General features: G+C 54.4%; 17 protein-coding genes and 1 other annotated feature. Of the genes, 10 read left to right on the plus strand and 7 right to left on the minus strand.

Translation table 11 applies throughout. The annotated features are described in order from the left end of the window. Positions 1–171 precede the first annotated feature (171 nt). Positions 172–1,596: an exodeoxyribonuclease I gene (sbcB, locus tag JZ655_RS13375; protein WP_207292025.1), complete on the plus strand. Its 1,425-nt coding sequence runs from the start codon at positions 172–174 to the stop codon at positions 1,594–1,596. Between the two features lie 33 nt (positions 1,597–1,629). Here the strand turns inward: sbcB and tsuB are convergent, their stop codons facing one another. From tsuB to JZ655_RS13405, 6 genes are all read right to left on the minus strand, one after another. After that, entirely contained in the window at positions 1,630–1,857 is a 228-nt protein-coding gene (gene tsuB / locus JZ655_RS13380) for a thiosulfate utilization sulfurtransferase TsuB/YeeD (RefSeq protein WP_040074933.1), read from the minus strand. Between the two features lie 18 nt (positions 1,858–1,875). Continuing rightward, positions 1,876–2,931 (minus strand): thiosulfate utilization transporter TsuA/YeeE, encoded by a 1,056-nt coding sequence (tsuA, locus tag JZ655_RS13385; protein WP_207292026.1) that lies wholly within the window; start codon positions 2,929–2,931, stop codon positions 1,876–1,878. Between the two features lie 157 nt (positions 2,932–3,088). Beyond that, a complete protein-coding gene (locus JZ655_RS13390) occupies positions 3,089–4,447 on the minus strand; it encodes an APC family permease (RefSeq protein WP_046884827.1) in 1,359 nt (452 codons plus the stop codon). Then, positions 4,437–4,499: a membrane protein YoeI gene (gene yoeI, locus JZ655_RS21650; protein WP_100245854.1), complete on the minus strand. Its 63-nt coding sequence runs from the start codon at positions 4,497–4,499 to the stop codon at positions 4,437–4,439. The genes JZ655_RS13390 and yoeI overlap by 11 nt, the downstream gene beginning before the upstream one ends. 219 nt (positions 4,500–4,718) lie before the next feature. Further along, positions 4,719–5,648, minus strand: a complete 930-nt coding sequence (locus JZ655_RS13400; RefSeq protein ID WP_040074930.1) for a LysR substrate-binding domain-containing protein — start codon at positions 5,646–5,648, stop codon at positions 4,719–4,721. Positions 5,649–5,686: 38 nt separating this feature from the next. Continuing rightward, positions 5,687–6,511, minus strand: a complete 825-nt coding sequence (locus tag JZ655_RS13405) for an SDR family oxidoreductase (RefSeq protein ID WP_207292027.1) — start codon at positions 6,509–6,511, stop codon at positions 5,687–5,689. 174 nt (positions 6,512–6,685) lie between these two features. On the opposite strand from JZ655_RS13405, the gene hisL reads away from it, so the two are divergent. The 9 genes from hisL (at position 6,686) to hisIE (ending at position 13,901) form a co-directional block, all read left to right on the plus strand. Beyond that, positions 6,686–6,736 carry a his operon leader peptide gene (gene hisL / locus JZ655_RS13410; protein WP_154298781.1) on the plus strand — a complete coding sequence of 17 codons (51 nt, stop codon included), beginning with the start codon at positions 6,686–6,688 and terminating at the stop codon, positions 6,734–6,736. Next, positions 6,712–6,834, plus strand: a sequence feature (His leader region). (Overlaps the previous gene by 25 nt.) 45 nt (positions 6,835–6,879) lie before the next feature. Further along, a complete protein-coding gene (hisG, locus tag JZ655_RS13415; protein ID WP_040074928.1) occupies positions 6,880–7,779 on the plus strand; it encodes an ATP phosphoribosyltransferase in 900 nt (299 codons plus the stop codon). A gap of 5 nt (positions 7,780–7,784) precedes the next feature. Beyond that, entirely contained in the window at positions 7,785–9,089 is a 1,305-nt protein-coding gene (gene hisD / locus JZ655_RS13420) for a histidinol dehydrogenase (RefSeq protein ID WP_207292028.1), read from the plus strand. Next, positions 9,086–10,147, plus strand: coding sequence for a histidinol-phosphate transaminase (gene hisC / locus JZ655_RS13425; protein ID WP_046884824.1), 1,062 nt, complete (start codon positions 9,086–9,088; stop codon positions 10,145–10,147). Before hisD ends, hisC begins: the two co-directional genes overlap by 4 nt. Beyond that, on the plus strand, positions 10,144–11,211 hold the full coding sequence (hisB, locus tag JZ655_RS13430) for a bifunctional histidinol-phosphatase/imidazoleglycerol-phosphate dehydratase HisB (protein ID WP_040074925.1): 1,068 nt from the start codon (positions 10,144–10,146) through the stop codon (positions 11,209–11,211). The genes hisC and hisB overlap by 4 nt, the downstream gene beginning before the upstream one ends. Beyond that, positions 11,211–11,801: an imidazole glycerol phosphate synthase subunit HisH gene (hisH, locus tag JZ655_RS13435; protein ID WP_207292029.1), complete on the plus strand. Its 591-nt coding sequence runs from the start codon at positions 11,211–11,213 to the stop codon at positions 11,799–11,801. Before hisB ends, hisH begins: the two co-directional genes overlap by 1 nt. Next, positions 11,801–12,538: a 1-(5-phosphoribosyl)-5-[(5-phosphoribosylamino)methylideneamino]imidazole-4-carboxamide isomerase gene (hisA, locus tag JZ655_RS13440; RefSeq protein ID WP_207292030.1), complete on the plus strand. Its 738-nt coding sequence runs from the start codon at positions 11,801–11,803 to the stop codon at positions 12,536–12,538. Before hisH ends, hisA begins: the two co-directional genes overlap by 1 nt. After that, positions 12,520–13,296 carry an imidazole glycerol phosphate synthase subunit HisF gene (hisF, locus tag JZ655_RS13445; protein ID WP_207292031.1) on the plus strand — a complete coding sequence of 259 codons (777 nt, stop codon included), beginning with the start codon at positions 12,520–12,522 and terminating at the stop codon, positions 13,294–13,296. Before hisA ends, hisF begins: the two co-directional genes overlap by 19 nt. Beyond that, complete coding sequence (gene hisIE / locus JZ655_RS13450) at positions 13,290–13,901, plus strand: bifunctional phosphoribosyl-AMP cyclohydrolase/phosphoribosyl-ATP diphosphatase HisIE (protein WP_207292032.1); 612 nt, start codon at positions 13,290–13,292, stop codon at positions 13,899–13,901. Before hisF ends, hisIE begins: the two co-directional genes overlap by 7 nt. Positions 13,902–13,942: 41 nt before the next feature. On the opposite strand, the gene wzzB is transcribed toward hisIE, so the two are convergent. Continuing rightward, positions 13,943–14,923, minus strand: coding sequence for an LPS O-antigen chain length determinant protein WzzB (wzzB, locus tag JZ655_RS13455; protein WP_207292033.1), 981 nt, complete (start codon positions 14,921–14,923; stop codon positions 13,943–13,945). Positions 14,924–14,979 lie beyond the last annotated feature (56 nt).

The raw sequence follows: 14,979 nt of genomic DNA on the forward strand, positions 1-14,979 counted from the left end.
TGGTACGCTCAGAATTAGTGGTTTGGTACTCTTCTGGTACGCAATATCACATGGACATCAAGGCACAGTAAACAACTATATTTAACGTTCGTGGACAAACTCAGATAAGGAAAGGGTTGTTTTTCGAGTGATAACAGCAAGTTAATTAACTAATGTGGACAGAGCTAGACAATGGCAGACACCGATAAACAACCTACCTTCCTTTTCCACGATTACGAAACCTTTGGCACCAGCCCGTCGCTGGACCGCCCTGCCCAGTTTGCAGCTATCCGAACCGATGCCGACTTCAACATTATCGGCGAGCCGGAAGTGTTCTGGTGCAAACCAGCAGACGACTATCTGCCTCAACCCGGCGCAGTGATGGTGACAGGCATTACGCCGCAGGAAGCTCGCGCTAAAGGGGTTACCGAAGCGGAGTTTGCCCGCCGTATTCATGATCTGTTTACCGTACCCAATACCTGCGTGGTGGGTTATAACAACGTGCGCTTCGATGATGAAGTGACGCGCAACATTTTCTACCGCAACTTCTACGATCCTTACGCCTGGAGCTGGCAAAATCGCAACTCCCGCTGGGACCTGCTGGATGTGATGCGCGCATGCTACGCCCTGCGTCCGCAGGGGATCACCTGGCCTGAAAACGATGAAGGGCTGCCCAGTTTTCGACTTGAGCATCTGACCCGCGCTAACGGTATCGAACACAGTAATGCCCACGATGCGATGGCGGATGTTTACGCCACCATTGCCATGGCAAAGCTGGTGAAAGCTCACCAGCCGAAGCTGTTCGATTATCTGCTGAGCCACCGCAGTAAGCAGAAACTGACTACCCTAATCGACGTTCCGCAAATGAAACCCCTGGTCCATGTCTCGGGGATGTTTGGCGCCTGGCGGGGTAATACCAGCTGGGTAGCCCCTCTGGCCTGGCACCCGGAAAACCGTAACGCGGTGATTATGGTAGACCTGGCGGGGGACATCTCTCCCCTTCTGGAACTAGATAGCGATACCCTGCGCGAGCGGCTGTATACGCCTAAAGATGAACTGGGCGACGAGTCCGCCGTGCCGGTGAAGCTGCTGCATGTCAATAAATGCCCGGTACTGGCGCAGGCGAATACCCTGCGTCCGGAAGATGCTGACCGGCTGGGTATCGACCGTCAGCGCTGTCTGGATAATCTGAAGGTGCTTCGCGAGAATCCCCAGGTGCGTGAGAAAGTGGTGGCAATTTTCGCCGAAGCCGAACCTTTTACGCCATCAGATAACGTGGATGCCCAGCTTTATAACGGCTTCTTCAGCGATGCGGACCGTGCGGCAATGAACATCGTTCTGCAAACCGAACCACGTAATCTGCCCGCGCTGGATTTGACCTTTGCCGATGCGCGTATAGAGAAGCTTATCTTTAATTACCGTGCCCGTAACTTTCCCGGCACGCTGGATGAAGACGAGCAGGCGCGCTGGCTACAGCATCGTCGCAACGTCTTCACGCCTGAGTTCTTGCAGGCTTATGCCCAGGAGCTGGAGATGCTCTACGGTCAGTATGAAGGGAATAACGAGAAGCTTGGGCTACTGAAGGCGCTTTATCAATACGCCCAGGAGATCGTCTAATTACGCCCTCCCGTGGCCGGGAGGGCGTTTGGGTCAGGCCTTCTGAACGGTGATGCTCCACGCGGCATCACCCACCTGCTGATAATCTGTGATCGCGTGGCCCTCTTCTGCCGCCCATTGTGGGATGGCTTCTGTCGCCTGCGTGCAGTCGAATTCGATAATCAATTCATCACCGCTGGCCATCTCAGCCAGCGCGGCTTTTGCTTCAATCAGAGGAAACGGGCAAACCTGCGTCACCACATCCAGTTTTTTAATCGCCATAACAGCTCCTGTTATTCATCAGGCCGTCGCAGCCGCAAGTTTCGCTTTGCGTTGCGGACGGACATATAAAAACCATGACGCAGTCCATACGCCAAGGATCATAAAGGCCAGACCAATCCAGCCCTGCCAGGTCATCATTGCCGTCATGACCAGGCCATTGCCGATAGAGCAACCACCGGCCATACTGGCGCCAACTCCCATCAGCATGCCACCCAGGCCGCTGCGTAGCGTGGTTTGCGCATCTGCGGCGCGTACACGAAACTCGCGGCTGGCTTTCGCGGCAATAAAGGAACCCAGGAAAATCCCCAGCACCAGGAAGACGCCCCAGTTCAGGAACTTGCTCTGTCCGGCTACCAGGAACTGCAGAATATTGGCTGTCGGGGAAGTCACCCCTAAACCGAACATACGCCCTGTCGCCTCGCTCAGTGGCCATGCCAGCAGCGCGATCAAACCAATGAGAACGGCGGTGACAAAGGGATGCCAGCGCTTTTCAAACAGCAAGTGAGCAAGACCGGTACGGCGCGGCGGCAATGACGCGACCTTAAGCTTAGGTTTACGCAGCTCTTTGCTTACAGCCCAGAGCGTGACCACCAGTAACAGCGCAATCAACGGCCAGACAGAGAAACCAAAGGTCTCGGCAATAGAGTTGTGCCCGGTACTGTAAGTTTTTAGCACCTGATTGAGGCCATCCGCATGGGGTGAACGCATTACCGCGCTCAGCAGCATATAGGTGAAGAGCGCAATCCAGCTGCCGATCAACCCTTCGCCAGCGCGATACCAGGTTCCGGTGGCACAGCCGCCTGCATAGACGATACCCAGGCCAAAGATATAGCCCCCCACCACGGTACCAAGCCACGGAAAGGTGCCGGCATCATACTGCACCAGCCCCATCTGAATGAGCGCAAATACGCCCAGGCTCTGAATGGAGATAGCAATTAAGAGGGCGTAAAACATGCGGTTGTTTTTCGCAATGTACATGTCGCGAAAACCGCCGGTGAGACAGAACCGCCCACGCTGCATAACAAAACCCAGCAGCGCGCCGCAGAAGAGTCCGCTAAAGATCATAGAGAGCATAATTATTAATAAGCCAGCAAAACATCAGGAGGCAAATTATTAATGACTCGCCGGGCAGGGACAAATAACCAAATGTTCCTGGTTAGAACCTTTAGTTATTTCAGATATAAAAAAACCGGAGGCGATGTCTCCGGTTTTTATTATTCAACGCTATCGATTATGCAACGTCTTCGTACTGCGGTACCGGGTTACGGAAGCTTTTGGTCACGCAAGCCAGATAAACCAGACCGATACCACCCCAGATCAGACCCAGAACCATGGAGCTCTCTTCCAGGTTAACCCACAGTGCACCCACAGTCAGGGCACCACAAACTGGCAGAATCAGGTAGTTAAAGTGGTCTTTCAACGTCTTGTTACGCTTCTCACGGATCCAGAACTGCGAGATAACCGAGAGGTTAACGAAGGTAAAGGCCACCAGCGCACCGAAGTTGATCAGCGCGGTTGCGGTTACCAGGTCAAAGTTGATGGCCAGCAGTGCGATCGCACCGACCAGCAGCACGTTCCATGCCGGGGTACGCCATTTCGGATGAACATAACCGAAGAAGCGCGTCGGGAACACACCATCGCGGCCCATCACGTACATCAGACGAGAAACCCCTGCGTGTGCAGCCATACCGGATGCCAGAACGGTCACGCTGGAGAAGATCAGCACGCCCCACTGGAAGGTTTTACCCGCAACGTACAGCATGATTTCTGGCTGTGACGCGTCCGGATCTTTAAAGCGAGAGATATCCGGGAAGTACAGCTGCAGGAAGTAGGAAGCACCGATAAAGATCAGGCCGCCAATCAACGCCGTCAGGAAGATGGCACGCGGAATCACGCGCTCTGCGTCTTTGGTCTCTTCAGACAACGAGGAGATACCATCGAAGCCGAGGAACGAGAAGCAGAGAATGGTCGCGCCGGTAATCATCGGCACAACGTGCGCCCCTTCAGACCAGAACGGACGGGTGCTGGTGAGCGTACCTGCCCCTTCACCGTGGGAAACGCCATAAATGATCAGACCCACGATAACCGCCACAATACCCATCTGCAGAATAACGATCAGGGTATTGAAGTTAGCAACGGTTTTGATGCTGCGCAGGTTAGAGATGGTCATAAAGGCCACCAGCGCCACAACGAAAATCCACGACGGTATAGAAGGTACCAGCGCTTCGAAGTAAATTTTAGCCAGCAGAATGTTGATCATCGGCATGAACAGGTAGTCCAGCAGAGATGACCAGCCCACCATAAAGCCAACAGCCGGGCTAATGGATTTCTGAGCATAGGTGTATGCAGAGCCTGCAGACGGGAAACGGCGAACCAGTTTACCGTAGCTCAGCGCTGTAAAGAGAATCGCGACCAGCGCAAAGGCGTACGCCGTTGCAACGTGACCGTCAGTAAGGCCTGATACGATACCGAATGTATCGAACAGCGTCATTGGCTGCATGTAGGCAAGGCCCATCATAACAACCGGAATCAACGTAAGGGTTTTACGTAATTCCACGCGAGAGGTGTTTGGAGTTGCGTTATGCGACATAGTTAATCTCCTTTACGGTGATAACCGCCACGTAAGCGAAAAATTGCCCCATTTCGTTTATTCCTCAGCGACAACAACTGTCGGATTTTAGTAAATATCTATCCGGTACGAAGCCCGGCCTCTTGGTTTTAGTTTCGTTTCGTACATGCAAAAAAAAATAACCGACGCCTTTTATATCGTCGATTATTCATTTGTTTGCAGCGGCGGCATTTTGCCCCATCTGCTGGCAGTAATGCAATAGATTGCGAAGGCATGCAAAACTTTATTTGATCTAACTGGCTGATTTTTCGACGCCAGCTGCTGCATAAACTGCAGCAATAGCACTATTTGCTAAAATCTCTTGCCGCCACCATGCACTGGCAAGCCCCGCAGTTTGCTCATTCCAGCCTATCCATACCGACTCATCACTGGTCTGTGCTAAAACCTGCTTTTCTATTAGCGCTCCGCTTTCTATAAAGCGCTGGGCTAAATAGCGAGGCAGATAACCGCAACCGAGGCCGTTTATTTGCAGTTCGAGTTTAGTTTTAAAGTCAAAGACGGTGATGGCCTCTTGATCGTCGAGCAGTTGAGACGAAACCGCACAGCCAGGCAAACTATTATCTCCCACCACGATAGCGCGGTAATTTTTAATAACGCGTCGGTTAATAGGTTCGGCTTCCTGAGCCAGGGGGTGATGCGGCGCCACCACGAAGACCTGCTCCAGTTTACCAAGACAGGCAAAGCCAAAGGCACTGAGCTGGGGAGGTTCATGGAGTGCACCGACGATAATGTCCGCCCGGCCCTGAATTAGTGCCTCCCAGGACCCGGCCAGCACGCCGTTGATAAATTTCAGCCGGGTGACGCTATGGCGCGCATAAAAAGCCTCGATCAGCGGAGCCAGTAACGAAAACGGAAAGGTATCATCCACGCCAATGACCAGTTCGTTTTCCCATCCCTGGTGCAGTTTAATGGCCTGTTTTTCCAGCTCACGCACGGCGTGCAGTACATCCCGCCCTTTCTCCAGCAGCATTTGCCCGGTACGGGTAAAGCGGGCGCGGTGCCCGGTACGATCGAGGATCTGGATATTGAGATCGCTTTCCAGCTTGTGCACGGTATAGCTGAGCGCCGAGGGCGTTTTAAACAGTTTTGCCGACGCAGCGGCAAAACTGCCCTCTTTTTCCAGCGCATCGAGGATGATAAGAACATCCAGCAGTGGTTTCATGCTTCCCCCTTGTGGCGCAATTGCCTCCGCGGGCTGCATCACTCCATCGGCATAACCAGCGGATCGGGAAATTGATACTCAAATCCCAGTTCGTGACAGATACGGTTACCATCAATCACTTTGCCTTTTCTTTCGCCCTGCGCATCGTGGAAATGCGGAGGTTCCAGACCAAGCTGACGCGCCATAACCGGGTAGAAGGCGCTACGAGCGGGATGAGAGGGCGCACATATATTATAGATGTGTCCGCCTTTTGGAGCCTGCAAAAGCAGGGTAATTGCCGCGATGACATCTTCAAGATGCACAAGATTAACGCCATGTTGCCCGTCCGGCGCCGTTTTACCCGCAAAGAAACGACCCGGGTGCCGCCCCGGCCCGACCAGGCCGGCAAGACGCAGGATATCAACCTGTGTACCCGGTAAATTGTGCAGCCAGTCTTCCAGGTCTTTTAATACCCGTCCGCTCGCGGTGACCGGCGCGCGCGGACTGTCCTCTTTTACCGTTCCTTCGGTATCGCCATAGACCGAGGTTGAACTGGTAAAGATAATGCGTGGAATATCATGGGCCAGGGCGCTGTCGACAATCTCCTGCATCGCCTGCAGGTAGAATCCGTCTCCCGGTCCGGTTCGGCGGGCGGGCAGCGTAATGACCAGCGCGTCGACATTCATCAACGTATCCAGATCGTCGGCATCGCAGATAAGCTCTGGCTCCAGGCGCAATTCGACCCCTTCGATACCCCACATCCGCGCGGCTTCCACGCCGTCTGCAGTGGTTTTGCTGCCCGTCACCTGCCAGCCTCTTGCCGTTAATGACATCGCCAGCGGCATCCCTAACCACCCTAAACCGACAATTGCGACCTTTTTCATCCGTCTTCTCCTGACATTTACGCGTCTCTGTTAAGGCTACGCCAGCCGTCCGGAACTGACAATTCATAGCTACAATATGAAATGAATTAATGATTAAAAAAAGCCCTTGCTTTCAGTGACACAAGTGGTTTAGGTTAAAAGACATCACATGAATAAGCATTCATCGAGAATTTTATGACACGCGTTCCATTTAAACACCACCATCATCACCATCATCCTGACTAGTCTTTCAGGCGATGTGTGCTGGAAGACATTCAGATCTTCCAGTGGTGCATGAACGCAAGAAAAGCCCCCGGAAGATCTTCTTCCGGGGGCTTTTTTTTGGATCGTATTCAGACAGGTTAAAACAGGATCACGAGGAACCAACAATGTTAGATAATTCACGTTTACGCATAGCTATTCAGAAATCAGGCCGTTTGAGCGATGATTCACGCGAGCTTCTGGCGCGCTGCGGCATTAAAATTAACCTGCACACACAGCGCCTGATCGCGCTGGCAGAGAATATGCCGATTGATATTCTGCGCGTACGTGATGACGATATTCCAGGCCTGGTGATGGATGGCGTGGTGGATCTGGGGATTATTGGCGAGAACGTGCTGGAAGAAGAGCTACTGACCCGCCGTGCGCAGGGTGAGGATCCGCGTTACTTTACGCTACGTCGTCTGGACTTCGGCGGTTGCCGCCTGTCGCTGGCAACCCCGGCTGACGAAGCCTGGGACGGCCCGGCCTCCCTAAACGGTAAGCGCATCGCCACCTCTTATCCGCACCTGCTGAAGCGTTACCTCGACCAGAAAGGGGTGCAATTTAAATCCTGTCTGTTGAATGGTTCAGTTGAGGTCGCGCCGCGCGCCGGACTGGCCGATGCCATCTGTGACCTGGTTTCCACCGGTGCGACCCTCGAGGCTAATGGCCTGCGTGAAGTGGAAGTCATGTTCCGTTCAAAAGCCTGTCTGATTCAGCGCGATGGCGAGATGCCTGATGCCAAACAGCAGCTGATTGACCGCCTGCTGACCCGTATCCAGGGCGTTATCCAGGCGCGTGAATCCAAATACATCATGATGCACGCCCCGACCGAGCGTCTGGACGAAGTGATTGCCCTGCTGCCGGGTGCCGAGCGCCCAACCATTCTTCCGCTGGCAGGCGATCAGCAGCGCGTAGCAATGCACATGGTGAGCAGCGAAACCCTCTTCTGGGAAACTATGGAAAAACTGAAATCGCTGGGTGCCAGTTCTATCCTGGTGCTGCCTATTGAGAAGATGATGGAGTAATGCCCATGAGCTTTAACACAATCATCGACTGGAATAGCTGTAGTGCCGCGCAGCAAGGAGAATTACTGATGCGCCCGGCGATCTCCGCCTCCGACAGCATTACCCGTACCGTTGCGGAGATTCTCGAAAACGTCAAAAAACGTGGCGATGACGCACTGCGTGAATACAGTGCTAAGTTCGATAAAACCGAGGTGCGTGCCCTGAAGGTCAGTGCGGAAGAGATTGATGCCGCCAGCGCGCGCCTGAGCGATGAACTGAAGCAGGCGATGGCCGTTGCTGTAAAGAATATCGACACCTTCCACACGGCGCAGAAACTGCAAAACGTCGATATCGAAACCCTGCCAGGCGTGCGCTGCCAGCAGGTAACCCGCCCGATTGACTCTGTCGGCCTTTATATCCCGGGGGGCTCAGCCCCTCTCTTTTCTACCGTATTAATGCTGGCGACCCCGGCACGCATTGCAGGTTGCCGTAAAGTGGTGCTCTGTTCTCCTCCGCCAATTGCCGATGAGATCCTCTATGCCGCACAACTGTGCGGCGTGCAGGAAATCTTCAACGTGGGTGGCGCGCAGGCTATCGCAGCGCTGGCGCTGGGCACCGATTCGATTCCTCGCGTGGATAAGATCTTTGGCCCTGGCAATGCCTTCGTGACCGAAGCCAAGCGCCAGGTGAGCCAGCGTCTGGACGGCGCGGCCATTGATATGCCTGCCGGCCCTTCTGAAGTGCTGGTGATCGCCGACAGCGGTGCCACGCCTGACTTTGTTGCCTCCGATCTCCTGTCGCAGGCAGAGCACGGCCCCGATTCTCAGGTGATCTTACTGACGCCGGATGCGGGCATGGCACAACGCGTGGGCGAAGCCGTAGAGCGCCAGCTGGCCGATCTCCCCCGTGCAGAGACGGCCCGCCAGGCGTTATCTGCCAGCCGTCTGATTGTGGCCAGTGACCTGGCCCAGTGCGTGGCGATCTCTAACCTCTATGGACCAGAGCACCTGATCATTCAGACCCGCAACGCCCGTGACCTGGTCGACAGCATTACCAGCGCTGGATCGGTATTTCTGGGCGACTGGTCACCCGAATCCGCTGGCGATTACGCCTCGGGGACGAACCACGTGCTGCCAACCTATGGTTATACCGCTACCTGCTCCAGCCTGGGACTGGCGGATTTCCAGAAACGGATGACCGTGCAGGAACTCTCTCGTGAAGGCTTCGCCTCCCTGGCGGCGACCATCGAAATCCTGGCCGCTGCAGAACGCCTGACCGCCCATAAGAATGCCGTTACGCTGCGCGTTGCAGCCCTGAAGGAGCAAGCATGAACATTGAAGAGCTGGCCCGCGACAACGTCCGCGCGCTGACCCCGTATCAGTCTGCTCGTCGTCTGGGCGGAAGCGGCGATGTCTGGCTGAATGCCAATGAATTCCCCACACCTGTGGAGTATCCCCTCACCCAACAAACGCTCAACCGCTATCCGGAATGCCAGCCAAAGGCGGTTATTGAAAATTATGCCGCTTATGCCGGCGTAAAGCCGGAGCAGGTGCTGGTTAGCCGGGGCGCTGACGAAGGCATCGAACTGCTGATTCGCGCGTTCTGTGAGCCAGGCAAGGACGCGGTGCTCTACTGCCCGCCAACCTACGGTATGTATAGCGTGAGCGCCGAAACCTTCAATGTGGAACTGCGCAAAGTGGCTGCCCGCGACGACTGGCAGCTCGATTTGCAGGCTATCGCCGATAATCTGGACGGCGTGAAGGTGGTGTTTGTCTGCAGCCCGAATAATCCGACCGGGCAACTGATCAACCCGCAGGATATCCGCACCCTGCTGGAGATGACTCGCGGGAAAGCACTGGTGGTGGCAGACGAAGCTTATATCGAGTTTTGCCCGCAGGCGACGCTGGCAGGCTGGCTGGATGAGTATCCGCACCTGGTGATCTTGCGTACATTATCGAAAGCCTTCGCCCTCGCCGGGCTGCGCTGTGGATTTACCCTGGCCAATAAACCGGTAATTGACCTGCTGATGAAGGTCATCGCACCCTATCCGCTCTCTACGCCAGTTGCTGATATCGCGGCCCAGGCGCTGGCTCCGCAGGGCATTAACGCGATGCGTGACCGCGTGGCGCAGATCCTTGTTGAACGTCAGTACCTGGTGAACGCTTTAAAGTCCATTCCCTGCGTTGAACAGGTATTCGATTCGGAAACGAACTACATCCTGGTGCGCTTTACCGCCTCCAGCTCAGTATTTAAATCTTTGTGGGATCAGGGCATTATCTTACGGGATCAAAATAAACAACCTTCCCTGAGCGGCTGCCTGCGCATCACCATCGGCACCCGTGAAGAGAGCCAGCGCGTTATCGACGCCCTGAATGCGGAGAAAGTATGAGCCAGAAGACCCTCTTTATCGATCGTGACGGCACCCTTATTTCGGAGCCCCCCAGCGATTATCAGGTCGATCGTTTCGACAAACTGGCCTTTGAAGCCGACGTGATCCCTACTCTGCTGAAGCTGCAGAAAGCCGGTTTCAAACTGGTGATGATCACCAATCAGGATGGGCTGGGTACCGTCAGCTTCCCGCAGGCAGACTTTGACGGCCCGCATAACCTGATGATGCAGATCCTCTCCTCGCAGGGGGTGGTGTTCGATGACGTGCTTATCTGTCCGCACCTGCCGGCGGATAATTGCGAATGCCGTAAGCCGAAGGTCAAGCTGGTAGAGCAGTATCTGGCAGACGCGGTACTCGATAAGGCTAACAGCTATGTCATTGGCGACCGCGCCACCGACATTCAGTTGGCGGAGAACATGGGCATCGCTGGCCTGCGTTACAACGCTAACGACCTTAACTGGGCCATGATTGGCGAACAACTCACGAAACGCGACCGCTACTCTCACGTTGAGCGTAATACCAAAGAGACGCAAATTGATGTGAAGGTCTGGCTGGATCGCGAAGGCGGTAGCAAAATCCACACCGGCGTCGGTTTTTTTGACCATATGCTGGATCAGATCTGTACCCACGCCGGTTTTCGCATGGAGATTGCCGTTAAAGGTGACCTTTATATTGACGATCACCACACCGTCGAAGATACCGGTCTGGCGTTGGGCGAAGCCCTCAAGCTGGCGCTGGGGGACAAGCGTGGCATCAACCGCTTTGGTTTTGTGCTGCCCATGGATGAGTGTCTGGCACGCTGTGCCCTCGACATTTCGGGTCGGCCGCACCTGGAATACAAAGCCGATTTTACCTATCAGCGCGTAGGCGACCTGAGCACCGAGATGGTAGAGCACTTCTTCCGTTCACTCTCCTACACCATGGGTGTAACCCTACACCTGAAAACCAAAGGGAAGAACGATCACCACCGCGTAGAGAGCTTGTTTAAAGCCTTCGGCCGTACGCTGCGCCAGGCTATTCGTGTGGAAGGTGACGCCCTGCCGTCGTCGAAGGGAGTGCTGTAATGAATGTGGTGATCCTTGATACCGGCTGCGCCAATCTGAACTCGGTAAAATCGGCCATTGCCCGTCACGGTTATGACCCCGTGGTGAGCCGTGATGCCGATATTGTGCTGCGCGCCGACAAACTGTTTTTACCCGGCGTGGGCACCGCCCAGGCCGCGATGGACCAGATCCACGAGCGTGAGTTAGTCGAACTCATCAAAGCCTGCACCCAACCGGTATTGGGTATCTGCCTCGGCATGCAGCTTCTGGGTCGCCGTAGCGAAGAGAGTAACGGCGTGGATTTGCTGGATATTATCGAGCAGGACGTCCCCAAAATGACCGACCACGGTCTGCCGCTGCCGCATATGGGCTGGAACCGCGTCAACCCGAAAGCGGGTAATCGCCTGTTCCAGGGCATTGAGGATGGCGCATATTTCTACTTTGTGCACAGTTACGCCATGCCAGTGAACACTTACACCATTGCCCAGTGCCAATACGGCGAAGCATTTACCGCAGCGGTGCAGAAAGATAACTTCTATGGCGTGCAGTTCCACCCGGAGCGGTCGGGTGCCGCAGGCGCACAGCTGCTGAAAAACTTCCTGGAGATGTAATGATTATTCCAGCATTAGATTTGATTGACGGCACCGTTGTTCGTCTGCACCAGGGCGACTACGGCCAGCAGCGCGATTATGGCAAGGATCCGCTGCCGCGTTTGCAAGATTATGCCGCTCAGGGGGCTGAAGTACTGCACCTTGTAGACCTGACCGGCGCAAAAGATCCCACCAAACGCCAGATCTCCCTCCTGAAAAAACTGGTTGCCGGCGTGAACGTGCCGGTGCAGGTCGGTGGTGGCGTACGTACTGAAGAGGATGTGGCGGCGTTGCTTAACGCGGGCGTGGCGCGCGTGGTGGTCGGTTCTACTGCGGTAAAAGATCCCGAAACGGTGAAAGGTTGGTTTCGTCGCTTTGGCGCTGACGCGCTGGTGTTGGCGCTGGACGTACGCATTGACGACCAGGGTACGAAGCAGGTGGCAGTAAGCGGCTGGCAGGAAAACTCCGGCGTCACCCTGGAAGCACTGGTGGATACCTATCTCCCGGTTGGTCTAAAGCATGTCCTTTGCACGGATATCTCCCGTGATGGCACCCTCGCGGGCTCGAACGTCTCGCTGTACGAAGAAGTCTGCGCCCGTTATCCGCAGGTGGCGTTCCAGTCTTCAGGTGGTATTGGTGAGCTGGATGATATTGCTGCCCTGCGTGGGACAGGCGTGCGTGGCGTGATCGTAGGACGCGCCCTGCTGGAAGAGAAATTTACGGTGACGGAGGCAATTCAATGCTGGCAAAACGGATAATTCCCTGCCTCGACGTACGCGATGGTCAGGTGGTAAAGGGGGTGCAGTTCCGCAACCACGAGATCATCGGTGACATCGTCCCGCTGGCCAAACGCTATGCCGACGAAGGTGCGGATGAGCTGGTCTTTTACGATATTACGGCCTCCAGCGATGGCCGCGTGGTGGATAAAAGCTGGGTGGAACGCGTCGCAGAAGTGATTGATATTCCTTTCTGCGTGGCGGGAGGCATCAAGTCGGCAGAGGATGCTGCAAAAATCCTCTCCTTCGGCGCTGATAAAATTTCTATCAACTCCCCTGCCCTGGCAGAGCCGGAGCTAATTACCCGTCTGGCGGATCGCTTTGGTGTACAGTGCATTGTGGTGGGGATTGATACCTGGTTTGATGAAGCCACCGGCAAATATCATGTTAACCAATATACCGGCGACGAAAGCCGCACCCGGGTGACGCAGTGGGAGACCCTCGACTGGGTGCAGGAGGCGCAAAAACGCGGAGCGGGCGAAATCGTACTGAATATGATGAACCAGGACGGCGTACGCAACGGGTATGACCTGGCACAGCTGAGCAAAGTTCGCGCCGTGTGCAACGTGCCGCTGATCGCTTCTGGCGGTGCCGGAACCATGGAGCATTTCCTGGAAGCCTTCCGCGACGCTAATGTCGACGGTGCGCTGGCCGCGTCGGTGTTTCACAAGCAGATAATTAATATTGGTGAGTTAAAAACGTTCCTGGCGGGCCAGGGCGTGGAGATACGGGTATGTTAACAGAGCAACAACGCACGCAGCTGGACTGGGAAAAAACCGACGGCCTGATGCCGGTTGTGGTACAGCACGCGGTATCGGGCGAAGTGCTAATGCTGGGGTATATGAATCAGGATGCCCTGCAGCAGACCCTCTCCACCGGTAAAGTGACCTTTTTCTCACGCACTAAACAGCGTTTATGGACCAAAGGTGAAACCTCGGGCCATTTCCTGAATGTGGTGAGCATCACGCCGGACTGTGATAACGATACCCTGCTGGTGCTGGTTAACCCTATCGGCCCAACCTGCCATCTGGGTACCAGCAGTTGCTTTGGTGAGGCCAGCCACCAGTGGCTGTTTTTATATCAACTGGAGCAACTTTTAGCAGAACGTAAAACGGCCGACCCAGATAGCTCATATACTGCAAAACTTTACGCCAGCGGTACCAAACGTATCGCGCAGAAAGTGGGAGAAGAAGGTGTTGAAACCGCTCTCGCTGCGACGGTATATGACCGCGATGAACTGACCAATGAAGCCTCTGATTTGATGTATCACCTGCTGGTGCTGCTTCAGGATCAGGAGCTGGATTTAACGACGGTTATTGAGAACTTGCGTAAAAGACACAAATAAAAAAACCGGGGAATCCCGGTTTTTTTTCACTTAATGAATCATTACGCTTTCTGCTTGTAATTTCGCAGTGCGTTCCGGCCGAGGACGAAACCAGAGCCGATCAGACCGCCGAGAAGCACGGCCAGGATAACCGTAATACTGCGCTTAGGACTGTCGCGACGAATAGGCAGGTCTGGCTTCATAACGTAGCGATAGCCATGAATGGACGTCGGCTCAATCTTGAGCTTTTCAATATCCAGCAGGCGCTGCTTGTTCTGGTAATAGTCATTCGCAAAGGTCAATGGGCGCGAAGACTCGCGTTGCACCATCGTCGACAACGCATCGGTCCCCAGCAGGAACATGCTGTCCTGAGTGACATCCTGTGTCTGCTGGATCTGCGGTTTGGTTACGTTGGCCGCCTCAGCATATTTGAGCGCTTCACTAATCTGTCTGATGCGCAGATCTTTCTGCTCTTGCGCAATCTCTTCCTGGTTTTCAATTGAGGTCTTCAGGGTCGCAACCTGCTGCTCAATGTTATCTTTGAGATCGCTGAACAGCTCTTTGCCGATCTGCTCATCAATCTCCTGAATGTATATAGCGAGGTGCTTTTGCGCGGCTACCGCTGAATCACCTACATAGCTAACCTGAAGGGGCGATGGTTGTCCTTTAACCACCGGCTCGATGGTCAGTTTCTCTGGCTCTTCTTGATTTTCCAGTGTGCCTGATAAAGCTGAAATTGCGGCATTATAGCGGTTGAATACGTTAGCCTGTATATCCTGCAGGCGGGGTGCAGAATTGCCATAAAGTACGTTTAAAGCGTTGCTGTAGGGACCAATTTGAGCAGAATCAGGCTGAGTAATGATTGAGGAGGAGGACCATTGTTCTTTAGCCAGCATGAGATACGAGCCAGCGATAACGATAGCAATGGCAACAAACACAGCGATCAACCATTTTTCACGCCAGAGCTGTAGTACAAGATCAATTAAATCGATCTGTTCCGGGTCATTTCTTCGTGAGACCACGTTATTGTTATTGTACGTCATATAATCCTTAACAAGGAAAAACCACAAGGCATAAAGTTATCAATACAGTTTATCGG

Origin of the sequence: Leclercia pneumoniae, from assembly GCF_017348915.1 — a bacterium.
GTDB classification, from domain to species: domain Bacteria; phylum Pseudomonadota; class Gammaproteobacteria; order Enterobacterales; family Enterobacteriaceae; genus Enterobacter; species Enterobacter pneumoniae.